This is a genomic window from Streptomyces sp. NPDC036764 (genome assembly GCF_055609385.1).
The window spans coordinates 114,126-133,189 of the sequence record NZ_JBVJPT010000008.1 but is presented as its reverse complement, the minus strand read 5'-3'; the positions used below and the strand labels follow the sequence as shown (position 1 = coordinate 133,189).

General features: G+C 71.7%; 22 protein-coding genes. 10 read left to right on the top strand and 12 right to left on the bottom strand.

The window, feature by feature from the left end; genetic code table 11:
* Positions 1-29 precede the first annotated feature (29 nt).
* Complete coding sequence (locus tag ACZ69Q_RS27460) at positions 30-530, top strand: hypothetical protein (protein ID WP_471046585.1); 501 nt, start codon at positions 30-32, stop codon at positions 528-530.
* 26 nt (positions 531-556) lie between these two features.
* Here the strand turns inward: ACZ69Q_RS27460 and ACZ69Q_RS27455 are convergent, their stop codons facing one another.
* Positions 557-1,270, bottom strand: a complete 714-nt coding sequence (locus tag ACZ69Q_RS27455) for a pentapeptide repeat-containing protein (protein WP_471046583.1) — start codon at positions 1,268-1,270, stop codon at positions 557-559.
* 173 nt (positions 1,271-1,443) lie between these two features.
* On the opposite strand from ACZ69Q_RS27455, the gene ACZ69Q_RS27450 reads away from it, so the two are divergent.
* From ACZ69Q_RS27450 to ACZ69Q_RS27440, 3 genes are all read left to right on the top strand, one after another.
* Positions 1,444-2,613, top strand: a complete 1,170-nt coding sequence (locus ACZ69Q_RS27450; protein ID WP_471046582.1) for an FAD-dependent oxidoreductase — start codon at positions 1,444-1,446, stop codon at positions 2,611-2,613.
* A gap of 79 nt (positions 2,614-2,692) precedes the next feature.
* Positions 2,693-3,673, top strand: coding sequence for a zinc-binding dehydrogenase (locus ACZ69Q_RS27445; protein ID WP_471046580.1), 981 nt, complete (start codon positions 2,693-2,695; stop codon positions 3,671-3,673).
* Between the two features lie 56 nt (positions 3,674-3,729).
* Positions 3,730-5,226, top strand: coding sequence for an MFS transporter (locus ACZ69Q_RS27440; RefSeq protein WP_471046579.1), 1,497 nt, complete (start codon positions 3,730-3,732; stop codon positions 5,224-5,226).
* 67 nt (positions 5,227-5,293) lie between these two features.
* Here ACZ69Q_RS27440 and ACZ69Q_RS27435 read toward each other — a convergent pair whose 3' ends face one another.
* Complete coding sequence (locus tag ACZ69Q_RS27435) at positions 5,294-6,700, bottom strand: NAD(P)/FAD-dependent oxidoreductase (RefSeq protein WP_471046577.1); 1,407 nt, start codon at positions 6,698-6,700, stop codon at positions 5,294-5,296.
* A 54-nt stretch (positions 6,701-6,754) separates the two neighbouring features.
* Between ACZ69Q_RS27435 and ACZ69Q_RS27430 the strand changes: the two genes are divergently transcribed.
* From ACZ69Q_RS27430 to ACZ69Q_RS27420, 3 genes are read left to right on the top strand one after another with little or no spacing between them, the layout of a single operon-like run.
* Entirely contained in the window at positions 6,755-7,642 is an 888-nt protein-coding gene (locus ACZ69Q_RS27430; RefSeq protein WP_471046575.1) for an aminoglycoside phosphotransferase family protein, read from the top strand.
* A 9-nt stretch (positions 7,643-7,651) separates the two neighbouring features.
* Complete coding sequence (locus ACZ69Q_RS27425) at positions 7,652-8,146, top strand: GNAT family N-acetyltransferase (protein WP_471046573.1); 495 nt, start codon at positions 7,652-7,654, stop codon at positions 8,144-8,146.
* 45 nt (positions 8,147-8,191) lie between these two features.
* Complete coding sequence (locus ACZ69Q_RS27420; RefSeq protein ID WP_471046571.1) at positions 8,192-9,331, top strand: DUF4037 domain-containing protein; 1,140 nt, start codon at positions 8,192-8,194, stop codon at positions 9,329-9,331.
* 31 nt (positions 9,332-9,362) lie between these two features.
* On the opposite strand, the gene ACZ69Q_RS27415 is transcribed toward ACZ69Q_RS27420, so the two are convergent.
* The 6 genes from ACZ69Q_RS27415 to ACZ69Q_RS27390 all read right to left on the bottom strand — a co-directional run bounded on the left by ACZ69Q_RS27415 (position 9,363) and on the right by ACZ69Q_RS27390 (position 14,647).
* Positions 9,363-10,646, bottom strand: a complete 1,284-nt coding sequence (locus tag ACZ69Q_RS27415; protein ID WP_471046569.1) for a wax ester/triacylglycerol synthase domain-containing protein — start codon at positions 10,644-10,646, stop codon at positions 9,363-9,365.
* 49 nt (positions 10,647-10,695) lie between these two features.
* A complete protein-coding gene (locus tag ACZ69Q_RS27410) occupies positions 10,696-11,904 on the bottom strand; it encodes a beta-ketoacyl-[acyl-carrier-protein] synthase family protein (protein ID WP_471046568.1) in 1,209 nt (402 codons plus the stop codon).
* Positions 11,901-12,191 (bottom strand): phosphopantetheine-binding protein, encoded by a 291-nt coding sequence (locus tag ACZ69Q_RS27405; protein ID WP_471046567.1) that lies wholly within the window; start codon positions 12,189-12,191, stop codon positions 11,901-11,903. The genes ACZ69Q_RS27410 and ACZ69Q_RS27405 overlap by 4 nt, the downstream gene beginning before the upstream one ends.
* A 26-nt stretch (positions 12,192-12,217) precedes the next feature.
* Positions 12,218-13,465, bottom strand: a complete 1,248-nt coding sequence (locus ACZ69Q_RS27400; RefSeq protein ID WP_471046565.1) for a wax ester/triacylglycerol synthase domain-containing protein — start codon at positions 13,463-13,465, stop codon at positions 12,218-12,220.
* Positions 13,466-13,552: 87 nt separating this feature from the next.
* The gene (locus ACZ69Q_RS27395; RefSeq protein ID WP_107906112.1) at positions 13,553-13,834 is read right to left on the bottom strand and encodes a hypothetical protein; all 282 of its coding nucleotides are present in this window, start codon (positions 13,832-13,834) and stop codon (positions 13,553-13,555) included.
* Between the two features lie 75 nt (positions 13,835-13,909).
* Positions 13,910-14,647, bottom strand: a complete 738-nt coding sequence (locus ACZ69Q_RS27390; RefSeq protein WP_471046563.1) for a hypothetical protein — start codon at positions 14,645-14,647, stop codon at positions 13,910-13,912.
* 410 nt (positions 14,648-15,057) lie between these two features.
* Between ACZ69Q_RS27390 and ACZ69Q_RS27385 the strand changes: the two genes are divergently transcribed.
* The 3 genes from ACZ69Q_RS27385 to ACZ69Q_RS27375 all read left to right on the top strand — a co-directional run bounded on the left by ACZ69Q_RS27385 (position 15,058) and on the right by ACZ69Q_RS27375 (position 16,605).
* Positions 15,058-15,540, top strand: coding sequence for a hypothetical protein (locus ACZ69Q_RS27385; RefSeq protein WP_471046562.1), 483 nt, complete (start codon positions 15,058-15,060; stop codon positions 15,538-15,540).
* Between the two features lie 214 nt (positions 15,541-15,754).
* Entirely contained in the window at positions 15,755-16,048 is a 294-nt protein-coding gene (locus ACZ69Q_RS27380) for a hypothetical protein (RefSeq protein ID WP_471046561.1), read from the top strand.
* Positions 16,049-16,302: 254 nt separating this feature from the next.
* A complete protein-coding gene (locus ACZ69Q_RS27375; RefSeq protein WP_471046560.1) occupies positions 16,303-16,605 on the top strand; it encodes a hypothetical protein in 303 nt (100 codons plus the stop codon).
* A gap of 141 nt (positions 16,606-16,746) precedes the next feature.
* Here ACZ69Q_RS27375 and ACZ69Q_RS27370 read toward each other — a convergent pair whose 3' ends face one another.
* The 4 genes from ACZ69Q_RS27370 to ACZ69Q_RS27355 form a co-directional block, all read right to left on the bottom strand.
* The gene (locus ACZ69Q_RS27370; protein WP_471046558.1) at positions 16,747-17,094 is read right to left on the bottom strand and encodes a hypothetical protein; all 348 of its coding nucleotides are present in this window, start codon (positions 17,092-17,094) and stop codon (positions 16,747-16,749) included.
* A gap of 264 nt (positions 17,095-17,358) precedes the next feature.
* Positions 17,359-17,730, bottom strand: a complete 372-nt coding sequence (locus tag ACZ69Q_RS27365; protein WP_471046556.1) for a hypothetical protein — start codon at positions 17,728-17,730, stop codon at positions 17,359-17,361.
* 290 nt (positions 17,731-18,020) lie between these two features.
* Positions 18,021-18,401 carry a hypothetical protein gene (locus ACZ69Q_RS27360; RefSeq protein WP_471046554.1) on the bottom strand — a complete coding sequence of 127 codons (381 nt, stop codon included), beginning with the start codon at positions 18,399-18,401 and terminating at the stop codon, positions 18,021-18,023.
* A gap of 335 nt (positions 18,402-18,736) precedes the next feature.
* Positions 18,737-18,973: a hypothetical protein gene (locus ACZ69Q_RS27355; RefSeq protein WP_194044498.1), complete on the bottom strand. Its 237-nt coding sequence runs from the start codon at positions 18,971-18,973 to the stop codon at positions 18,737-18,739.
* Between the last annotated feature and the right edge of the window lie 91 nt (positions 18,974-19,064).

Genomic DNA, 19,064 nt, shown 5'->3' with positions numbered 1-19,064 from the left:
ATGAGCGCGGCCGTGACACCATCACCTCCGTGCTCGACATCGGCTACGCCCTCTCCAACCGTTTCCCGGACCCCCCGCAGACGGACTACCGCCGCGCGGACGTCCACGCCCTGCGCCACGACCTGTTCTGCGGAGACGTCTATCTGGCCGACACCAAGGCGGACCGGGAACTGTCCACAGCCTGGGGATGGGTGCCCGTGCTCGACTTCGCCTGGGCCCTGTGCGACATCGCCGAACGGCTGGACCGGGATCCGGCGGGCTCCCGCGCCTCCCGCCCCCAACACGCGGAACTCGACTTCACCGAGTCGACCGACCGCATGCTCTTCGAGCGCCGCTTCGGCTGGGTGGACATCGAGGCGGACTGGATGCCGGCCGAGGAGTCCCCGCTGTCCTTCGCCCACACGGAACTGCGCCGCGAGGCCCGCGACTTCCTGCACGACCTGCTCGCCGACCTGATCGACCTGCACGACGACCTGGGCGAGAACCCGGCGATCTGGACACTCCAGGCCCGCTATCCCCGGGTGGGGTGAGGCCACCCGGGGCGACGGCACGGGCGTCAGCCCTCCACCCGGATCCCCAGTTGGGCCGCCAGCACCGGTGCCAGATCCAGCAGTTGACCCGAACTGATCACCGCCCCGGCGAGCCGCTCCACACCCCGCGCGATCTCCAGCTCCGCCGCCCCGCGCAGATCCACGTCCGCCAGGGTCACCCCGGTGAGGTCCACCCCCTTCACCGCGCAGTCCACGAACTCCACCCGCTCAAGGCGGGCGCCCCCGAAGTCCGGCTCGACCAGGACGCAGCCCTCGAAGACGACATCCCTGAGCCTGGCCTTGCGCATGTTCAGGTAGTCGATCTTGCCGCCGCGGATCACGACCCGCTCCAGCACGGAACCGTGCAACTGCACTCCGCCGAGGCGGGCATCGACCAGCTCCACATCGCGCAGGGTCGACTCGGCGAGGTCGGTGCCGACCCCGCGTGGCCCGGTGAGGACCGAGTCGAGGATCCGGGCGTGATGCAGCCGCGTCTCGTCCAGGACGCAGCCCTTCAGCGCACAGTCCATGAAGCGGGCGCCCGCGCCGTCGTGCCCGGTGAGGTCCTCCTCGCGGAACTCCAGGCCGTCGTAGTCCCCGTCCGGCTCCAACTCCCCGTCCCGGAACGGCTCCAGCGCCGGCAGCCGCAGCTCCGGCCGCCGCGCCCCCTTCACGCCGTCCCTGCCCGGCCCGCCGGCCCGGCCCGCGCCGCCGCTCGCACCCATCGCTCTCCTCGCCATGCCCCCATGCTGCACCCCGCCACTGACAATCCCCCGCCTCCGCCCGACCCGACCCGCGCCCACCCCCACGACCAGCGCGGACACCGGTGATGTCACATTCCGGTGCCCCCGCGCCGTCGTACTCGCAGAAGAAGGCAAGCAAGGCGAACCGAGCGCGAGGGAGACCCCCAGCCATGCACCGCATCACCGTCGTCGGCGGCGGCTTCGCCGGACTCACCGCGGCCATCACCGCCGCCGAGGCGGGCGCCAAGGTCACCGTGTACGAGGCCCACCACACCCTCGGCGGGCGGGCGCGGACCGCCGAGGGGCCGTACCGGACGAACGAGGGACCGCACGCCCTGTACAGCGGCGGCCCGCACTGGGCCTGGCTCAAACAGCGGGACCTCATCGGCCCGCTCGCGCCGATCTCACCCCTGGAGGCGGCACGGCTCAGGCTGCGGCACCGTGGCGTCCTGCGCCGCACCCCGCCGTTCGCCATGCTCAAGCTGCTGCGGCCCGCCCTGCCGGCGGCGCCCGTCGACGTCGACTTCATGACGTGGGCGACCGGCATCGCCGGCGAGGAGGGCGCCCGTGCCGCCGCCCACTACTCCGCCGTCGCGCTGTTCCACCACGACCCCGGCTCCCTGTCCGCCGCGTTCGTGCGGGAGCGGCTGCGCCGGGCCACCAAGCTGCCGCCGGAGGCGCACTATCCGAAGGGCGGCTGGGCGAACCTCATCGACCGGATGGCGGCCCGGGCGTGGAACCTCGGGGTGCGGATGGAGACCCTCTCGCGCGTCGACAGCCTCGACGACCTCACGACCGACGCACCCGTCGTCGTCGCCACCTCGCTCGACGCCGCCCGCCGCCTCCTCGGGGACGGCTCCCTGACCTGGACGAGCGGTCGTACGGCACTCATCGACCTCGCCGTGCGCACCCGGCGCGGGGACGCCTTCGTCGTCTCCGACCTCGACGAGACCGGGTGGCTGGAGCGGTTCACCGCGCAGGACCGCTCCCTGGCCCCGGCCGGCGAGCAGCTCATCCAGGGGCAGATCCCGATCGCCCCGCACGAGTCCCGGGCCGACGGCATCGCCCGTGCCGAGCAGCTCCTCGACCTCGGCTTCCCCGGTTGGCGCGAGCGCGTCACCTGGCGCAGCGAGGCCGTGGCGAACGGCCGTACCGGCGCCGTCGACCTGCCCGGCACCTGCTGGCGGGACCGCCCGGCCGTGGATCGCGGTGACGGCGTCTATCTGGCGGGCGATCAGGTCGCGGCCCCCGGCGTGCTGTCCGAGGTCTCCTTCAACAGCGCGCTGACGGCGGTGTCCCTGGCCCTCGGCCGGCACGCCCTTGACCTCAAGCGAGCTTGAGGTTGGAGCATTTTCGAGCCGCCCCGGTGACGGGCCGGGCGGCCGTACAGACGCGAGTTCCAAGCGATGGGGGATCCCGATGCACGCCATCCGCCTGCACACATTCGGCCCGGCCGAGAACCTCGCCCTCGAGATGACCGACGACCCCGTGCCAGGACCCGGTCAGGTCCGGATCGCCGTGGCGGCGGCCGGCGTCCATCTCCTCGACACGGCCCTGCGTGAGGGCGTCCAGGGCCCGGCACCCGAGCTGCCCGCACTGCCCACGATCCCCGGCCGCGAGGTCGCCGGAGTCGTCGAGTCCCTCGGCGAGGGCGTCGCGCAACTGTGGCTCGGCAAGCGCGTCGTCGCCCACCTGGGCTTCGCGCCGGGAGGGTACGCCGAGCTCGCCGTCACCGGCATCGACCGCGTCCACGAGATCCCGGCGGGCCTCGACTTCGCCGAGGCCGTCGCCATGATCGGCACGGGCCGTACGGCGATGGGGATCCTCCAGTTCGCCGAGCTCGGCCCGGACGCGGTGGCCGTGATCCCGGCGGCGGCCGGCGGTATCGGCACCCTGCTCGTGCAGTACGCCAAGAACGCGGGCGCGGTCGTCGTGGGACTGGCCGGAGGGCCCGAGAAGGCCGCCCGCGTGCGGGAGAACGGCGCGGATCTCGCCGTCGACTACACCGATCCGGCGTGGCCCGGGAAGGTGCGCGCCTTCCTGGGCGGCCGCGGCGCCACCGTCGTCCTCGACGGCGTCGGCGGCGACGTGGCCCGCGAGTCCGTCGCCCTGCTCGCGCCCGGCGGCAGGCACCTCGTCTTCGGCTGGTCGGGCCAGGGCCTGCACGACGGCGAGCCCTACCTCGTCGACGGCGTCTCCGAGAACGTCCTCGGCCCCGCGATGATGCGCAGGGCCGGCGGCCCCAACCCCGTACAGACCCTCGAACTGCGCGCCCTCACCGAGGCCGCCGCGGGCCGGCTCACCCCGGCCGTGCAGCGTTTCCCGCTCGCCGAGGCGGCGGCCGCCCATCGCGCCCTGGAAACCCGCGCGACCACCGGAAAGGTGGTGCTGGAGCCGTGACCGGCCACAAGCACTCCCCAGATGCGACACACCCCGAACCATGGTCTTCTGACCAGGTGACCATCACCCGAACGGGTGAATCAGCCCGAGACACGGACCCCCGCCGCTGGTGGGGACTGGTGATCATCGCGCTCGCGCAGCTCATGGTCGTCCTGGACGCGACCATCGTGAACATCGCGCTCCCGTCCGCACAGGCCGACCTCGGCATGACCGACGGCAACCGCCAGTGGGTGATCACCGCCTACACCCTGGCCTTCGGCGGACTGCTGCTGCTCGGCGGCCGGATAGCCGACCTGGTGGGCCGCAAACGCACCTTCGTCATCGGCCTCGTCGGCTTCGCCGCCGCCTCCGCGCTCGGCGGTGCCGCCACCACGGCCACCATGCTCTTCGGCGCCCGCGCCCTCCAGGGCGTCTTCGCCGCCGTCCTCGCCCCGTCGGCCCTGTCCCTGCTGACGACGACGTTCACCGACCCCAAGGAGCGCGGCAAGGCGTTCGGCATCTACGGCGCCCTGGCCGGCAGCGGCAGCGCGATCGGGTTCATCGTCGGCGGACTGCTCACCGAGTACCTGGACTGGCGCTGGTGCCTGTACGTCAACGTCCCCATCGCCGCGATCGCCGTCTTCGGCGCGCTCGCCCTGCTCCCCGACAGCCCCCGCCACGCGGGCGCCCGCCTCGACGTGCCCGGCGTGCTGCTCGGCTGCGGCGGCCTGGTCGCGATCGTCTACGGGTTCGCCGAGGCGGAGCCGCGCGGCTGGACCGACCCGATGGTTCTGACCCTGTTCGCCGTGGGGGTCATGCTCCTGGCGACCTTCGTCTGGTGGCAGACCAGGGCCCCGGTGCCACTGCTTCCGCTGCACATCATCAAGGAACGCAACCGCGCCGGCTGCTTCCTGACGATGGCGCTCGCCGTGATCGGCATGTTCGGCCTGTTCCTGTTCATGACCTACTACCTCCAGGTCATCCTCGACTACTCGCCGGTGATGACCGGACTGGCCTTCCTGCCGCTGACCGCCGCGATCATCATCGGCTCGACCCAGATCGCCGCCCGGCTGCTGGCCCGGGTGGCACCCCGCGTGCTCATGGGCCCGGGCGCCCTGTTGGCGGCGATCGGCATGATGCTGCTGACCCGGATGACGGTGCACTCCTCGTACGCGGCCGACATCCTGCCCGCCCTGATCCTCATGGGCCTCGGCGTGGGCCTGGTCTTCATGCCGGTGTTCGCCACGGCGACGGCGGGCGTGGCCCCGCAGGACTCCGGCGTGACCTCGGCGACCGTCAACACCTCGCAGCAGGTGGGCGCCTCGATAGGCACGGCCCTCCTCAACACCGTCGCCACCACCAGCGGCGCCGCCTACATCACCGCCCATCTCACCGACCCGGCCCGCCGGGCCCTGGTCACCAAGGAGGGCATCGTGCACGGCTACACGGTCGCCATCTGGTGGGCCGCCGCCATCATGCTGCTGGCCGGCCTCGTCGCGACCCTGATGGTGACGGCGAAGGCCCCGAAGCAGGGGACCCGGCAGAAGACGCCGACGCCGGAGCCGGTGGCCTGAGCACCCCGCAAACGGGGGGAGGGGCCCCCTCGGACCGCGGAGCCCCTCCCCCACCCTCCCCACGCCGTCAGTGCCGCCCGGAAATCCGATCGGCCACCCGGGCCGCGCGCGAGGACCGCGCACTCGGCGTACTGAACTCCCGCCGATCCGCCGCCCGATACGCGGCGTACAGCCCGTGCACACCCAGCCAGCGCAGCGGCTCCGGCTCCCACTTGCGCACCTTGTGCCCGACCCACGGCAGTTCGGTGAGCTCGGTGCGCACGCCCTGCCCCGAGTCGATCTGCACCAGGTCCCGCAGGGTCCGCGCCGCGAGGTTCGCGGTGGCGACACCGGAGCCGACGTAACCGCCCGCCCAGCCGAGCCCGCTCGTGCGGTCCAGGGTGACGGTCGCGCACCAGTCGCGCGGCACCCCCAGCACCCCCGACCACGCGTGCTCGACCCGCACCCCGGCCAGCGACGGGAAGAAGCCGACCAGGATGTCCCGCAGCGCCTCGATGGTCTCCGGCTGCGTGCGCCCGTCGTTGTCCGTCCGCGACCCGAAGCGGTACGGCACCCCGCGCCCGCCCAGCGCGATCCGCCCGTCGGCCGTGCGCTGGGCGTACATGTAGGCGTGCGCCATGTCGCCGAGGGTCTCGCGTCCGTCCCAGCCGACCGACTCCCACTGCTCCTCGGTCAGCGGCTCGGTGGCGATCATCGAGGAGTTCATCGGCAGCCAGGTCCGGTGCTGGCCCTTGAGGTTCGCGGTGAAGCCCTCGGTGCAGCGCAGGACGTAGGGCGCGCGGACGGTGCCGTACGGGGTGACCGCGTGCTTGGGCCGGATCTCGGTGACCGGCGTCAGCTCGTGAATGGTCACGCCGAGCGCCTCGACGGCCGCCGCGAGCCCCTTGACCAGCTTCACCGGGTGCACGCGTGCCCCGTGCGGCGTCCAGGTCGAGCCGACCGCGTCGGCCACCCTGATCCGCTCGGCGGTCCGCCGGGCGTCGTACAGCTCCCGGTCCTTCTCGCCGTACGCCAGCTCCTGCGCGTGGAACTCCTTCAGCCGCGCCAACTGGGCGGGCGTACGCGCGACTTCGAGCACCCCGCCCTTGTGGATGCAGGCGTCGATGCCCTCGTCCCGGGCGACCGCGATGACCTCGTCCACGGTGTCGTTCATGGCCCGCTGAAGCCGTACGGCCGCCTCGTGGCCGTGCAGCTTGGCGTACCGGTCGCGGCCGGCGATGCCGTTGTACAGCCAGCCGCCGTTGCGCCCCGAGGCGCCGTAGCCGCAGAACTTCTGCTCCAGGACGGTGATCCGCAGGAAGGGAACCGCCTTCTTCAAGTAGTAGGCCGTCCACAGTCCCGTGTACCCACCGCCCACGATCACCACGTCCGCGGAGGCGTCCCCGCCGAGCGGCTCACGCGCCGCAGGGAGACCGTCGTCCGCGTACCAGAAGGAGATCCCGCCGTTCACGGCGTCACTGACCGAGCTGCTCATGGCGAGGACGTTAATTCGCGTGAGGCGATTCCGGCACCCCAGTAGGGTCGCAAAGTGATCGACATTCCGGACGAGCTCGTCGCCCAGCACGTGCGCTACGACGGAGAGGCGGGCCGCGCCTACGTCGCCTCGCTCGCCGAACGCGCCACGCGCTTCCTGGAGCACTGGGAGCTGCGCCTGGACGGGCCGACGATGTACGGCCGTTGCGCGCTGGTCCTGCCCGTGCTGCGGGCCGACGGGACACGAGCCGTGCTCAAGCTCCAGGACGTCGACGAGGAGACCGTCGGCGAGCCGGTCGCGCTGCGGGCGTGGGGCGGCGACGGCTCGGTCCGGCTCCTGCAGAGCGACGAACAGACCGGCACGCTCCTGCTGGAGCGGCTCGACTCGGACCGCCTCCTGGACGACCTGCCGGACTCCCGCGAGGCCACCCTGGTCGTCGCCCGTCTGCTGGCCCACCTCACCAGCACCCCGGCCCCGCCGGGCCTGCGCCGCCTCGGCGACATCGCCGAAGCCATGCTGGACGACACGCCCGCCGCCCTGGAGCCGCTCCCGGACCCGGACGCCCGCCGCCTGCTCGCCGACTGCGCTGCGGCGGTGCGCGAGGTGGCCGCCGAGCCCGGCGACCGGCTGCTGCACTGGGACCTGCACTTCGAGAACGTCCTCGCCGCCGACCGGGCCCCCTGGCTCGCCATCGACCCCAAGCCGCTCGCGGGCGACCCCGGGTTCGACCTCTTCCCGGCGCTGTGGAACCGCTTCGACGCGGACGAGGTGGTGTGGCGCTTCGACGCCATGACGGAGGTGCTCGGCCTCGACCGGGCCCGGGCCCGCGCCTGGACGCTGGGCCGCGTGCTCCAGAACTCCCTGTGGCAGATCGAGGACGACGACGCCCCGCTCGACGCGCACATGGAAATCGCGCGGCGCCTGCGGAACCACCCCCGCTAGCCTCGCCACATGATCCGACCCGCGACACCCTCCGACATTCCCGCCCTGCACGCCCTGATCCGCGAGCTCGCCGAGTACGAGAAGGCGCTGGAGGAGGCGAAGGCCACCGAGGAGCAGCTCCACGAGGCCCTCTTCGGCGACCGCCCCGCCGCCCACGCCCACATCGCGGCCGACGACGCGACCGGCGAGACCGTCGGCTGCGCCATCTGGTTCCTGAACTTCTCCACCTGGCGCGGAGTCCACGGCATCTACCTGGAGGACCTCTACGTCCGCCCCACCGCCCGCGGCGCCGGCCACGGCAAGGCCCTGCTCACCGAACTGGCCCGGCTCTGCGTGGAACGCGGCTACCAGCGCCTGGAGTGGTCCGTCCTGAACTGGAACACCCCGTCCATCGGCTTCTACGACTCCCTCGGCGCCCGCCCCCAGGACGAGTGGACGGTGTACCGCCTGACGGACGAGGCGCTGACGAAGCTCGGCTCCGACCCCCGGCCCACGACGGTGTGAACGTCGTGCGCATGACCGCCCACCGATTGGGCACGGCTCCCTGGCATGAGCCCCACGAATATGCGCCACCCCTCCAACTCCCCCACACCTGAGGCCGAGTTCGTCCCCGGTCTCGAACTCTCCCGCCGCTTCTACACCGACGCGGTGCGTCCGCTGCTGGAGGAGGCCGCCCCCGGCGTCCCCCACTCGGCCGCCCGCATCGGCAGCGGTTCCGAGGTGCTCGGCCACGACACCCCGCGCTCCGCCGACCATGAATGGGGCCCGCGCCTTCAGGTGTTCCTGCACCGCCACGACGTGCCCCGGCACGCCGCCCGGATCAGACACCTGCTGGCCGAGCACCTCCCGAAGACGTTCCTCGGCCACCCCACGAACTTCGCGCTCACCGGGGAGGCCGGCCGGGACATCCGCGTCATGCGCGCCACCGAAGGGCCCGTCCACCACCGCGTCGAAGTGACCGGCACCTCCGCCTGGTTCACCGACACCCTCGGCTTCGACCCGGCCCAGGGCCTCACCCCGGCCGACTGGCTGGCCACCCCCACCCAGCTCCTCGCCGAGGTCACCGCCGGCGCCGTCTTCCACGACGGCCTGCACACCCTCACGCCCTTACGCCGCGCGCTGCGCTGGTACCCCCACGACGTCTGGCTGTACGTCCTGGCCTGCCAGTGGCAGCGCATCGCGCAGGAGGAGGCCTTCGTGGGCCGCGCCGGCGAGGTCGGCGACGAGCTGGGCTCCGCCGTCATCGCCGCCCGCCTGGCCCGCGACCTGATGCGGCTGTGCCTGCTGATGGACCGCCGCTACCCGCCGTACGGCAAGTGGCTCGGCAGCGCGTTCGCCGGCACCGCCGCCGGACCCCGCCTCGCCCCCGTCCTGACGGCAGCGCTCGCCGCGACGGACTGGCACACCCGCGAACGCCATCTCGCGCACGCCTACGAGATCGTCGCGCACCAGCACAACGACCTGCGGCTGACCGACCGCGTCGCCCCCACCACCCGCCCGTACCACTGCCGCCCCTTCAAGGTCCTGCGCGCCGACCGCTTCACCGCCGCCCTGCTCGCCCGCATCGGCGACCCGATGCTGAAGGACATGCCGCCCGTCGGCGCGGTGGACCAGTTCGTCGACAGCGCCGACGCCCTGACACGCCCCCGACTGGCCCGCGCCCTCAGCCACGACGCACGAAAGCCGTAGCGCGGGCCCGGCCCCCGAACGCCCGAGGGACTCAGGACATACGAAGGCCCTCGACGGCCCGCGCGGCAGGCGCCCCGCACCCCGCGACCGCCTCCAGCTCCCGCACCACGGCGGCACCGATCAGCTCGGCGTCACCCGTGCGCAGATGGCAGACGACGGTCAGGGTGTAGGCGTCGGCGGTGTGGACCAGACACAGGTTCGCCGTGCCCGGCGGGGAGAGCTGGGGCAGCGGCACCACGCGCGACAGGGGACGCCCGTGCAGGTGGCTGGGGATGTCCCGCCACTTGAACGCGGTGCACAGGCTCGTGGTCAGCTCGGGACGGGCCAGACGCCGGGCCATCACCCCGGCCAGCCACGGCACGGTACGCGCCGCGCCCTGGAGCGCGGGAAGGATCGCGCGATGCGCCTCGCAGCGGTGCTCGAACGCCGCGACCTGGTCCTGGCAGGCCCGCAGCCGGGCCACCGGGCAGTCGAGGTCGACGGGCAGCGCGATACGCAGCGCGGTGACGCCGTTGCCGAGGCGTTGTGCGTCGTGCCGGGTCCGCAGATCGACCGGCACCGTCGCGTAGAGCGGGGTCGGCCCCTTCGGCCAGGACCGCAGGGGCCCGTGGCAGGCGCGCAGGGCACCGGCGTACGTACTCAGCAGAAGTTCGTTGAGCGTCGCCCCGCGCCCGCCCGCCGGCTGCCGCCGGGCCGCGCGCATCACCTGCGGGTCGATCCGCACCACGGCCACCGACGGCCCCGCTGCGCCGCCGGAGGACGCCGGGACGGGCTGGCCGGCGACCCCGATGCGCCGCAGCTCCCTGCCCACGGCGGCGAGCCGCACCGACGGCCGCTGCCACGTCCCCTCGGCCGGTGCCGGCGGGCGCGGCGGCGCGGCGTCGTCCATCAGCAGCCGGAAGAGGGTCTCCAGGGACCTGCCGTCGAGCAGCGCGTGATGGGCGAGCAGCACCACGGCCTGTTCGCCCGCCGCGGTGGGGTGCTGTGTCACCAGCAGCTTCCACGGGGGCCGTTCGGCCGGCAGCGCACGCGTGACACCGTCGGCCAGCAGGGAGTCCACGTCCTGGTCGGTCACGGCGATATGGTCGGCGGGCTCGAACGGCCGGGCGGACGACCACCGGTGGCCGGACACCGCCGACGGCCCGGCGGGGGGCACCGGGACCAGGCTCATCCGCTCCAGGGCGCCCCATCTGTCCTGGACCCTGGTCCGTACCCGCGCCAGATCGAACGGTTCTCCGGGAAACACCGCGGCGATGCCGACGGTCCCCGGCAGCCCGTTGCGCAGATGGCCTTCCTCGATGGCCGTCAGCCTCATCTTCCACAGCCTCCCGTTCCCAAGTCCCCCTAGGGCCTGCCCGCGCCGCTCAGACGTGGGGTGAGTCGAAGACGACACAGGCGTTGTGGCCTCCGAAGGCGAAGCTGTTGCTGATCACCGGCCCGTCCGGGATCTTGCGCGGTTCGCCGGTGACCATGTCCAGCTCGCACCGCGGGTCCAGTTGCGTGAGGTGCGCGGTCGGCGGCGCGAGCCCCTCCCGCACCGACAGGACCGTGATCACCGCCTCCAGCGCTCCCGCCAGCCCCAGCCCGTGCCCGGTCACCGCCTTGGGCGCGGTCACGGGCACCTTGCGCGACCCGAACACGGCCGTGATGGCCCGCGCCTCGGCGAGGTCGTTCAACTCGGTGCCGGTGCCGTGCGCGTTGACGTGGGTGACGGCGTCGGCCGTCGTCCCGGCGTCGGCGAGCGCCTGCTCCATGCACGCGACGGCACCCAGCCCGTCGGGATGCGGCGCGGTGAGGTGATGGGCGTCGGAGGTACGTCCGTACCCGGTGAGCGTGGCGTGGATGCGGGCGCCCCGCGCACGGGCCAGGTCCAGTCGCTCCAGCACCAGGAACGCCGCCCCTTCGGCGAGGACGAACCCCTGCCGCCCGGCGTCGAACGGCCGGGACGCGGCGGCCGGATCCTCGCACTCGGTGACCATCGCCCCGGCCCGCCCGAAGGCGAGCGCGGTCGTGGGGGTCAGCGGGCTGTCGTGCCCGCCCACCACGACCACGTCCGCGGACCCGGCCCGGATCATCTGCATCGCCTCGCCCACGGCGTGCGTCCCGGAGGCGCAGGCGGTGGAGATCGTCAGACTCGGCCCGGTCACCGAGAACCGGGCGCTGATCCAGTACGCCCCCGCGTTGTGCATCAGCCGGGGCGCGTAGAGCACGTCGGGATGCCCGATGCCGCCCTCCTGGCTGATCACCCCGCCGTAGCCGGTACCGGTGACCACCGCCCGCCTGCGGGAGGGGGCGTGGAGCCCGCCGGCGTCCTGGACGGCGTCCGCGGCCGCGCACAGGGCGAGTTGCACCGACCGGTCCGCCCGCCGGGTCTCCTTGACCGTCAGATACCCGGCGGGGTCGAAGCCGGGCATCGGACACGCGGGGTGTACGACGGTGCCCTCGTCGTCGAATGCGTGCAGCGTGCTCGCCGACCGGCGGCGGATCAGGCTCTCCCACAGCTCCTCGGGCGTCGCCCCGGCGCCGCAGCGGACGCCCAGGCCCGTGACGGCGACGGCGTGCCGGCCGGTCATCGGGCCAGGGTGCTGTGGGCGTCGGACGTACCGGCGCGCAGCCGCACGATGAGCTCGGCGACGTCACCCACGGTGGCCACGGCGGACTTGTCGGTCCCCCGCAGGGTCACCCCGAACAACTCCTCCGACGCCGCCTCCAGTTCGGTGATGTCCAGGCTGTCGGCTCCCAGGTCGGCGACCAGCCGGGCCTGCGGCACGACCGCCTCCTGCGGCACCGACATCACCTGCGCGCACAACGGGCGCAGCGCTTCCCATACGTCACCTGTGTCCCGGCGCTCGGCTTCCATGCAACTGCCTCCATCTCCTGGTGCCGTCAGAGCACTGACGGCGTCGCCGTCCGAGCCCATGTCTCGAACTCCGTGACGACCGCGTCGGCGAGCCGACCCGCGTCGTCCGGACCCGCGTTGCCCACCGCGGTGAGCGTGAACGCGTCCCCTGCCTGTGCCAGGGCGAAGCTGACGGTGCCCGGGTACTGCAGCGGCGGCAGCCCGACCGTGCGCACGAGCCGGCGGCCCTGGAAGGTGCTCGGCCCGCCGGGCCACTTCATGGCCGTGGTCGCGGTCGCCGCGAAACAGGAGTGGCGCCCCCGGCCGGCCAGCAGCCTGGTCACCCAGGGGCCGGTGCGCCGCGCCGCCTCCGCCACCGGGAACAGCACGGTGGCGTGTACGGCGGCCCGCTCGGGCACGCCGGCCATCGCGTCCTGGCACGCCCGCAGCCGCGCCACGGAACCGTCCACGTCGACGGGCAGCGGAACCCGGACCACCGTGAGGGTGTTGCCGAGTTCGCCCGGATTCCCCCGGCCGCGCAGATCGCACGGTACGGCCGTGTACACGGGCAGGTCCCGCTCCCGCCACCGCCGCACCGGCCCGTACTGGGCCCGCAGCGCCCCGGCGACCGCGCCCACCAGCAGCTCGTTCAGCGTCGCGCCGCGGCCGTCGGCGGGCTGCCGGCGCGCGGACCGGACGATGTGCGCGGGCAGTTCACTCACCGCCACCGAGGCATACGTCTGCCCCGGCGGCCACGTCGGAAGGGCCTGTCCCGCGGCCGACATCACCTTCAGCTCCCGGCCGGCCGCACGCAGCCCGCTGCGCGGCAACGGCACCGGCCTCTCCCGCTGTCCCGCCGGCCCGGGGTCGTCCATCAGCGAACGCATCAGCGTCGCGAGCGACCTTCCGTCCAGCAGCGCGTGCTGGGCCACCAGCGCCAGGGCGAAGTCACCGCCGTGCGCGGTGTCCGGGATCACGAACAGCCGCCAGGGCGGCACCCCGTCGGCGAGCGGCCGCTCGACGCTGCGGGCCCACAGTTCGTCCAGCGTGGCCCGTTCCTCGGCGACCTGCACGACAGGATCGAACGGCCCCGGCACGGCCCACCGCGCACACCCACGCCGTCCGCACGCCCTGTCGAGCACACAGCTCATCCGCTCAAGACCCGCCCAGCGCTCCACGACACGGGCCCGCACCCGCTCCGCGTCGGGCCGCTCGCCGGAGAGGACCGTCGCCAGGCCGATGACTCCCGGACACCCGTTGAGCAGCAGCATCTCGTCGGCACAGGACAGTCTCATGCGACAGGTCGCCTTTCACTCGGCGTGCACGCAAGTCCAACGCCCGCCCCGTGACGGAGCGGGCGTTGAACCGGACGCTTCGTACGGTTACTTGAGCGCCGAGCTGTTGCAGCCCATGTCCGAACCGAGGTGGCTGGGCTGCGCGGCCGGGGAGCCCTCACCGTTGAGCGCGTTGGCCAGCACGCCGTTGAGGGCGCCGACGCTGCCGAGGACGTCGATGTTCATGTCGTGCGAGCGGCACTCGATGCCCTGCGTGATGTCCACGTCGTGGGCCGCCGCCTCACCGTGGGCGAAGGCGGTGCCCATGCCGAGGGAACCGACACTGCCGAGGACGGCGCCCACCAGGACGGCCTTGTGGAGCTTGCGCATTTCTTCTCCGTTGGATCGAGCGGAAGGGGTGTGCAGCGAATGAGGTTGGAACGGCAGCCGGTTGGGATACGGCCGTCAGCCGAGCCGGGGCAGACCGAGCTGGCCCACGGGCGGCGCCGCGACCTGTCCGAGACCGAGCCCGGGCACCTGCGGAGTGCTGGTGGTCAGCGGGTTGATGAGCGGGTTCACCTCGGGGTTCACCTGCGGGTTCACCTGCGGCGCGACGCGCGGCGGGGGCTCCGGGTTGAAGACCTGCGGAGCGGAGACCTGCGGAGCGACCTGCGGCATGACCTGCGGGGCCGCCTGCGGCATGACCTGCGGAGCCGACTGCTGGGGGGCGGAGTGCTGCGGGACGCCGGCCTCCGCGAAGCCGCCCGAGGAGGCCGAGGCGGTGGCGTAACCGGTCTGCTCACGCGGGGCGGGCGCCGGAGCCGCGTACTGGGGAGCCTGCTGCGGCTGGTACTGGGGCCGGGAGGCCTGGGCGTAACCGGCCGACCGGGCCGCCGCGGTGACCTGCGGCGCGCTGTGCTGGGGCGGCGCGTACTGCGGAGCGGGAGCGTACTGCGGAGCCGGGGCGTACTGGGGCGCCGGGGCATACTGCGGCGCCGGGGCGTACTGCGGAGCCGGGGCGTACTGGGGCTGGGCGTACTGCGGAGCGGGAGCGTACTGAGGTGCCGGGTACTCGGGAGCGGGCGCCGGAGCGGCACCTGCGTACCCGACGGGATAGTCGGCCGCCTCGCTGACGCCGGCGCCGATTGCGGTCAGACCGCCGGCCGCTGCGACGACGAGCGCGGCCTTGTGAAGCTTGCGCATGGAACCCTCGGCCCTTCATTACCTGTACAGGGAAATCCGTTGTATTCAGTGCAGTCTTGCGTGTGCTCAGTCTGATATTCGTACTGCGCCCTTACAGGGGTAATGCCTGAGCTGTCATGTGGACTTCACGCCGGAGCCGGCAGCGGAACCCGTTGCCTCTCTACTGATTCCTGCCGCTGCCCTCTCTTAGCTGGCAACGACATTTCCTCGGCCGGGTCACGGGATCCTTAATTCCGTCACTCCATTGCCATCCATCGGATTTACACACCCTCCGGCAATCGGGTGACCCCGGTCCCACTCACGTGACTGGATTCCCGGTTGCCTCGTTCCGCACAAGGAGAGAGAGCGATGGTCCATCGCAGTCGCATTTCCGTACGTTCATGCACAGGTCAATGAAGGGCCGAGGTTCCATGCGCAAGCTTCACCAGGTCGCGCTCGTCGTAGCAGCAGCCAGTGGTCTGTCGGCCATCGGCGTCGGCCCCAGCGTCGCCGACGCCCCCATCGGCTACGGCTCCGTTCCGCCACCCGCTCCGCAGCAGGACCTCCAGGCCACCTCGTGGACCAACTCGCAGGCCAACGCGCAGCGCTCCAACGTGCCGACCGCGCACCGGCCGGCGTCGTTGCCCCACCAGGGCGCCGAGGTCACCCCGCAGGTCAACCCGCAACTGAGCCCCAAGATCAGCCCGCAGGTCAACCCGCAGCCGACCGTCGCACCCTCCGGGCCGATCGAGCAGGCCAACCTCTTCCGCCCGTACCAGGAGTGCAGCCCGCAGTCCCTGCTCAACGCTGCCGTCCCGGTCGCCGTGCTGGCCGCCGCCGAGACCGAGGGTGTCGACTGCGACCAGGCCAACAGCCAGGCCAACTCCCTGGCCCACGCCCGCTACACGCGCTGAGGCGCGCTTTTCGGCCACGGGCCCCAGGCCTCCGGTGCGACGGCCGGCGCCTGGGGCCCGTTCGCATGTGATGCGACTTCTGGGTGCTTCCGGTACGAGATCACGAACGTCGGCGCGTCGTTCATATATGTCCGGATACTTCGTATTAATCTCCGGTAACTGTACGAAGTCGATCTCGCACAGATCGCACCCACCTCACTCCACCGGAGATGACATGCACAAGCTTCGCAAGGCCGCCGTCCTGGTCGTCGCCATCGGCACCGTCGGCCTCCTGGGCGCCGGGACGGCCACCGCCGACGGCCACGGCGGCCACGGCGGCAAGGGCGGCGACAAGTTCAGCGTCCTGCAGAGCTCCAACTGCAAGTCGCACGACCTGAACGTCGACGTCCTCGGCCAGGTCGGCGTCCTCAACGGCCTGCTGGGCAGCGCGCTCAACGGCGAGGGCAACCCGGGCGCGCAGGACACCCACCTGGGCTCCTCGATGGGCTGCAACAACAGCGCCTTCTAAGGCACTGACGGCCGCACAGCCGGCCGAAGCGGGAATCAAAGTCCCGGTACCGAGCCTCGCGCCCGGTGCCGGGACTCTTCTTTGCGCCGGATTGGCCCGTTCGACAGAACATTTCATCGCGATCGGCCAAGATAGTGAGTCTTTTCGGAATTCGGCGTGCCGCAGATTGCGTTGGAATATTTCCTATTAGCCTCCGTAATTGTACGAAGTCGATCTGCACCAGATCGACCCACTCCACTCCACCGGAGATGAACATGCACAAGCTCCGCAAGGCCGCCGTCCTGGTCGCCGCTCTCGGCACCGTCGGACTTCTGGGGTCCGGCGCCGCCCACGCCGACGGAGGCGACTGGGGCAGCAAGGGCAGCAAGGGCACCAGCCTGAACATCATGCAGAGCAGCACCTGCCGCTCGCACGACGCCAACGTCGACATCCTCGGCCAGGTCGGCATCGCCAACGGCCTGGGCGGCAACCTGCTCAACGGCGAGGGCAACCCCGGCGCGCAGGAGACCTCGCTGGGCTCGAGCATGGGCTGTAACAACAGCGCCTTCGGCAAGTGACGTAGGACAGACCGTTCCCCTGGTGCCCCGGCCGCACGGCCGGGGCACCGGTCTTTTTCCCGGCCGATCACCACGGTCGTATAAATAAGAAAAGAATGCCGGATCGGAATTTCTTCCGATCCGGCATTGTGCGTCAATGCGTCAGAAATCGAATTTGGGGAGCTTCAGGCCCTTCGGCAGCTTCGCCCGGTTGTTGCACTCCACGACCGGCCCGCTCTTCACGGACCCGGCGTTCGCCATGCCCTCCTCCGGCCCGATGAAGCGCGGCCGCTCGACCGTGGAGCAGTCCTGCTTCTGCTGGATGACGTACCCGTTGCGCTTGTCCTTGTGGACGACCTCGCTCTTCTTGACGCAGACGATGTCTCCCTGGGCGGTGATCGTGCAGTTGGCCTTGGGGTCATCGGCGTACGCCGGCGCCGCGGTGCCGTAAAGCGCGGCGAGAGCTCCAAGGAGCCCCGAGACGGTGGCGATCTTCTGTCGAGCGATCATGTGCTGCGTTCCTTTTGCCTTGGAGAAGCTCGGATTGCCTTGGAGGAGTCCGGAAATGACACAGCCCGGCCGCGCTCCCCTGATGGGTCTGCCGCGCGTCCGGGCTGCGTTGCTAAGGGTGTTGTCCAGCTCACCGTTGAACAGCCCGACCTGATCCCTGATCCAGGAGCGGGAGCGTTCAGATCGTGCGCCGTGCATACGGTGTTCCGACGGATGTCGATGCGGCTGTGCCCTGAGAATCGCCCATCGACACTCGGGGTCTACTTACTGGGCGGCGTACGGAGCGGTGTACTCGCCGTAGCCGTACTCGGGAGCGGCGGCCTTGGGAGCGGCCTCCGGCGCGGCCTGCGGAGCGGCCTCCGGCGCAGCCTGGGGGGCAGCCTCGGGCGCGGCCTGCGGGGCCACCTCCGGCGCGGCCTGGGGGGCAGCCTGCGGGGCGGCCACCGGAGCAGCGGCGGTCTTGTCGTACGGGGCACCCCAGTTGGCGACGGCGTTGGCCGTCGAGGTGGCGACCGCGGTGACCGTCTGACCGTCGGAGTCGTCCTCGTGGGCGAAGGCGCTACCGGCGCCGACACCGAAGGCGGACAGTCCCGCGACGGCAGCCGCTACGACTGCAACGCGCTGAAACCTGCGCATAGTTTGACCCTTTCTTCCGGGCGCGAAGCCCTGGCTTGACTACTTAATGTGAGCATATACACGCAAACCGTAGCAATTTGGGACCTCTGTCTCTTCCGTGTCGTGTCGGGCCATGACAAGGCACCGGTGCGCACACCGATTTCTCTGAAAGGAAAACGACCCGTCCCCGCTGTCGGGTCACGGGCGTTGAGGGCCGGTCACCCATTTGCCGGGAAGTGGGTCGTGGACGCGCGAAAACGGCGGATGGCCGGACCCGGTTGCCCGGTCCGGCCATCCGCCGAAGAAGACGCTCAGCCCAACAGGCGTGCCAGCAACGGGCTGCTGTCGTCCCGGTCGCTGGTGTCGTTGGTGGTGGGGGCCGCCACGGGAGCGGGGGTCTCGGCGTCGGCACAGGTGATGTGCGGGCCGATCCTCGTCTGCCCGTTGGACAGCACGCCGGGGGTGGGCAGGGTCAAGGGCTGCGACGGCTGGCAGTTCACGGTCCTGCGCAGGATGAAGCCGTCACCCTCGGGCGTCTGGCCCGTGACCTGCTGGGTGCAGATGATGTTCCCCCCGGGGTCGAGGGTGCAGGCACCCGGGCCCGCTGCGTGGGCCTGAGTGGCGCCGAAACAGGTCATGGCGAGGCCGCCGAGCAGCCCCGACACAGCCACGAACTTCTTGCCGTTGAACATGTGTTGCGTCTCCTTTGTGGGGGTGTGCCCGGACGTCGTACACCGCGAACGGCCACGCCGGGCCCTGGGGGTGTCGCAGAGACGGACCCCGGCGCCCGACACATCCGGGACACTCGGGGCCGTTTCGCTTAGGAAACGAAGGACTGACCTGAGGGCGACCGATCCGCGTCCTACCAACCGCACATCGCCGCACCGGAGTTCATCAGGGTCGCCGCGACCGCGTACGGGCCGCTGGAGCGTGCTCGTGCTCCGGGCATCCGCACATGAGCGGGCCCCTTCGGGGACGTCCCCGAAGGGGCCCGCGGAAAGCGTCGCGCACGACTACGCCGCCGACCTCAGCCGGTGAAGGCGTTGTTGAACTGACCGCAGGTGGTGTCGAAGGTCTCGGAGAGGCCGAGCACGGCGACCGGGACGTCGGTCGCGGCAACCGTCTGCGGGCTGCACTCCTGGTACGGACGGTAAAGGTCCGACACCGACGGCGTGGCGTCGTAGGCGACACTCGTACCGGCGCCGATGGCGGACAGGCCGCCGGCAGCCGCTGCGGCGATCATGACCTGGTGAAGCTTGCGCATGGAACCCTCGGATTTCATTACATGTACATTGAGGCTGATTGCCTACTGTGACGACACGAACACTAGCAGTAGCGATCCGGGATCCTATTCC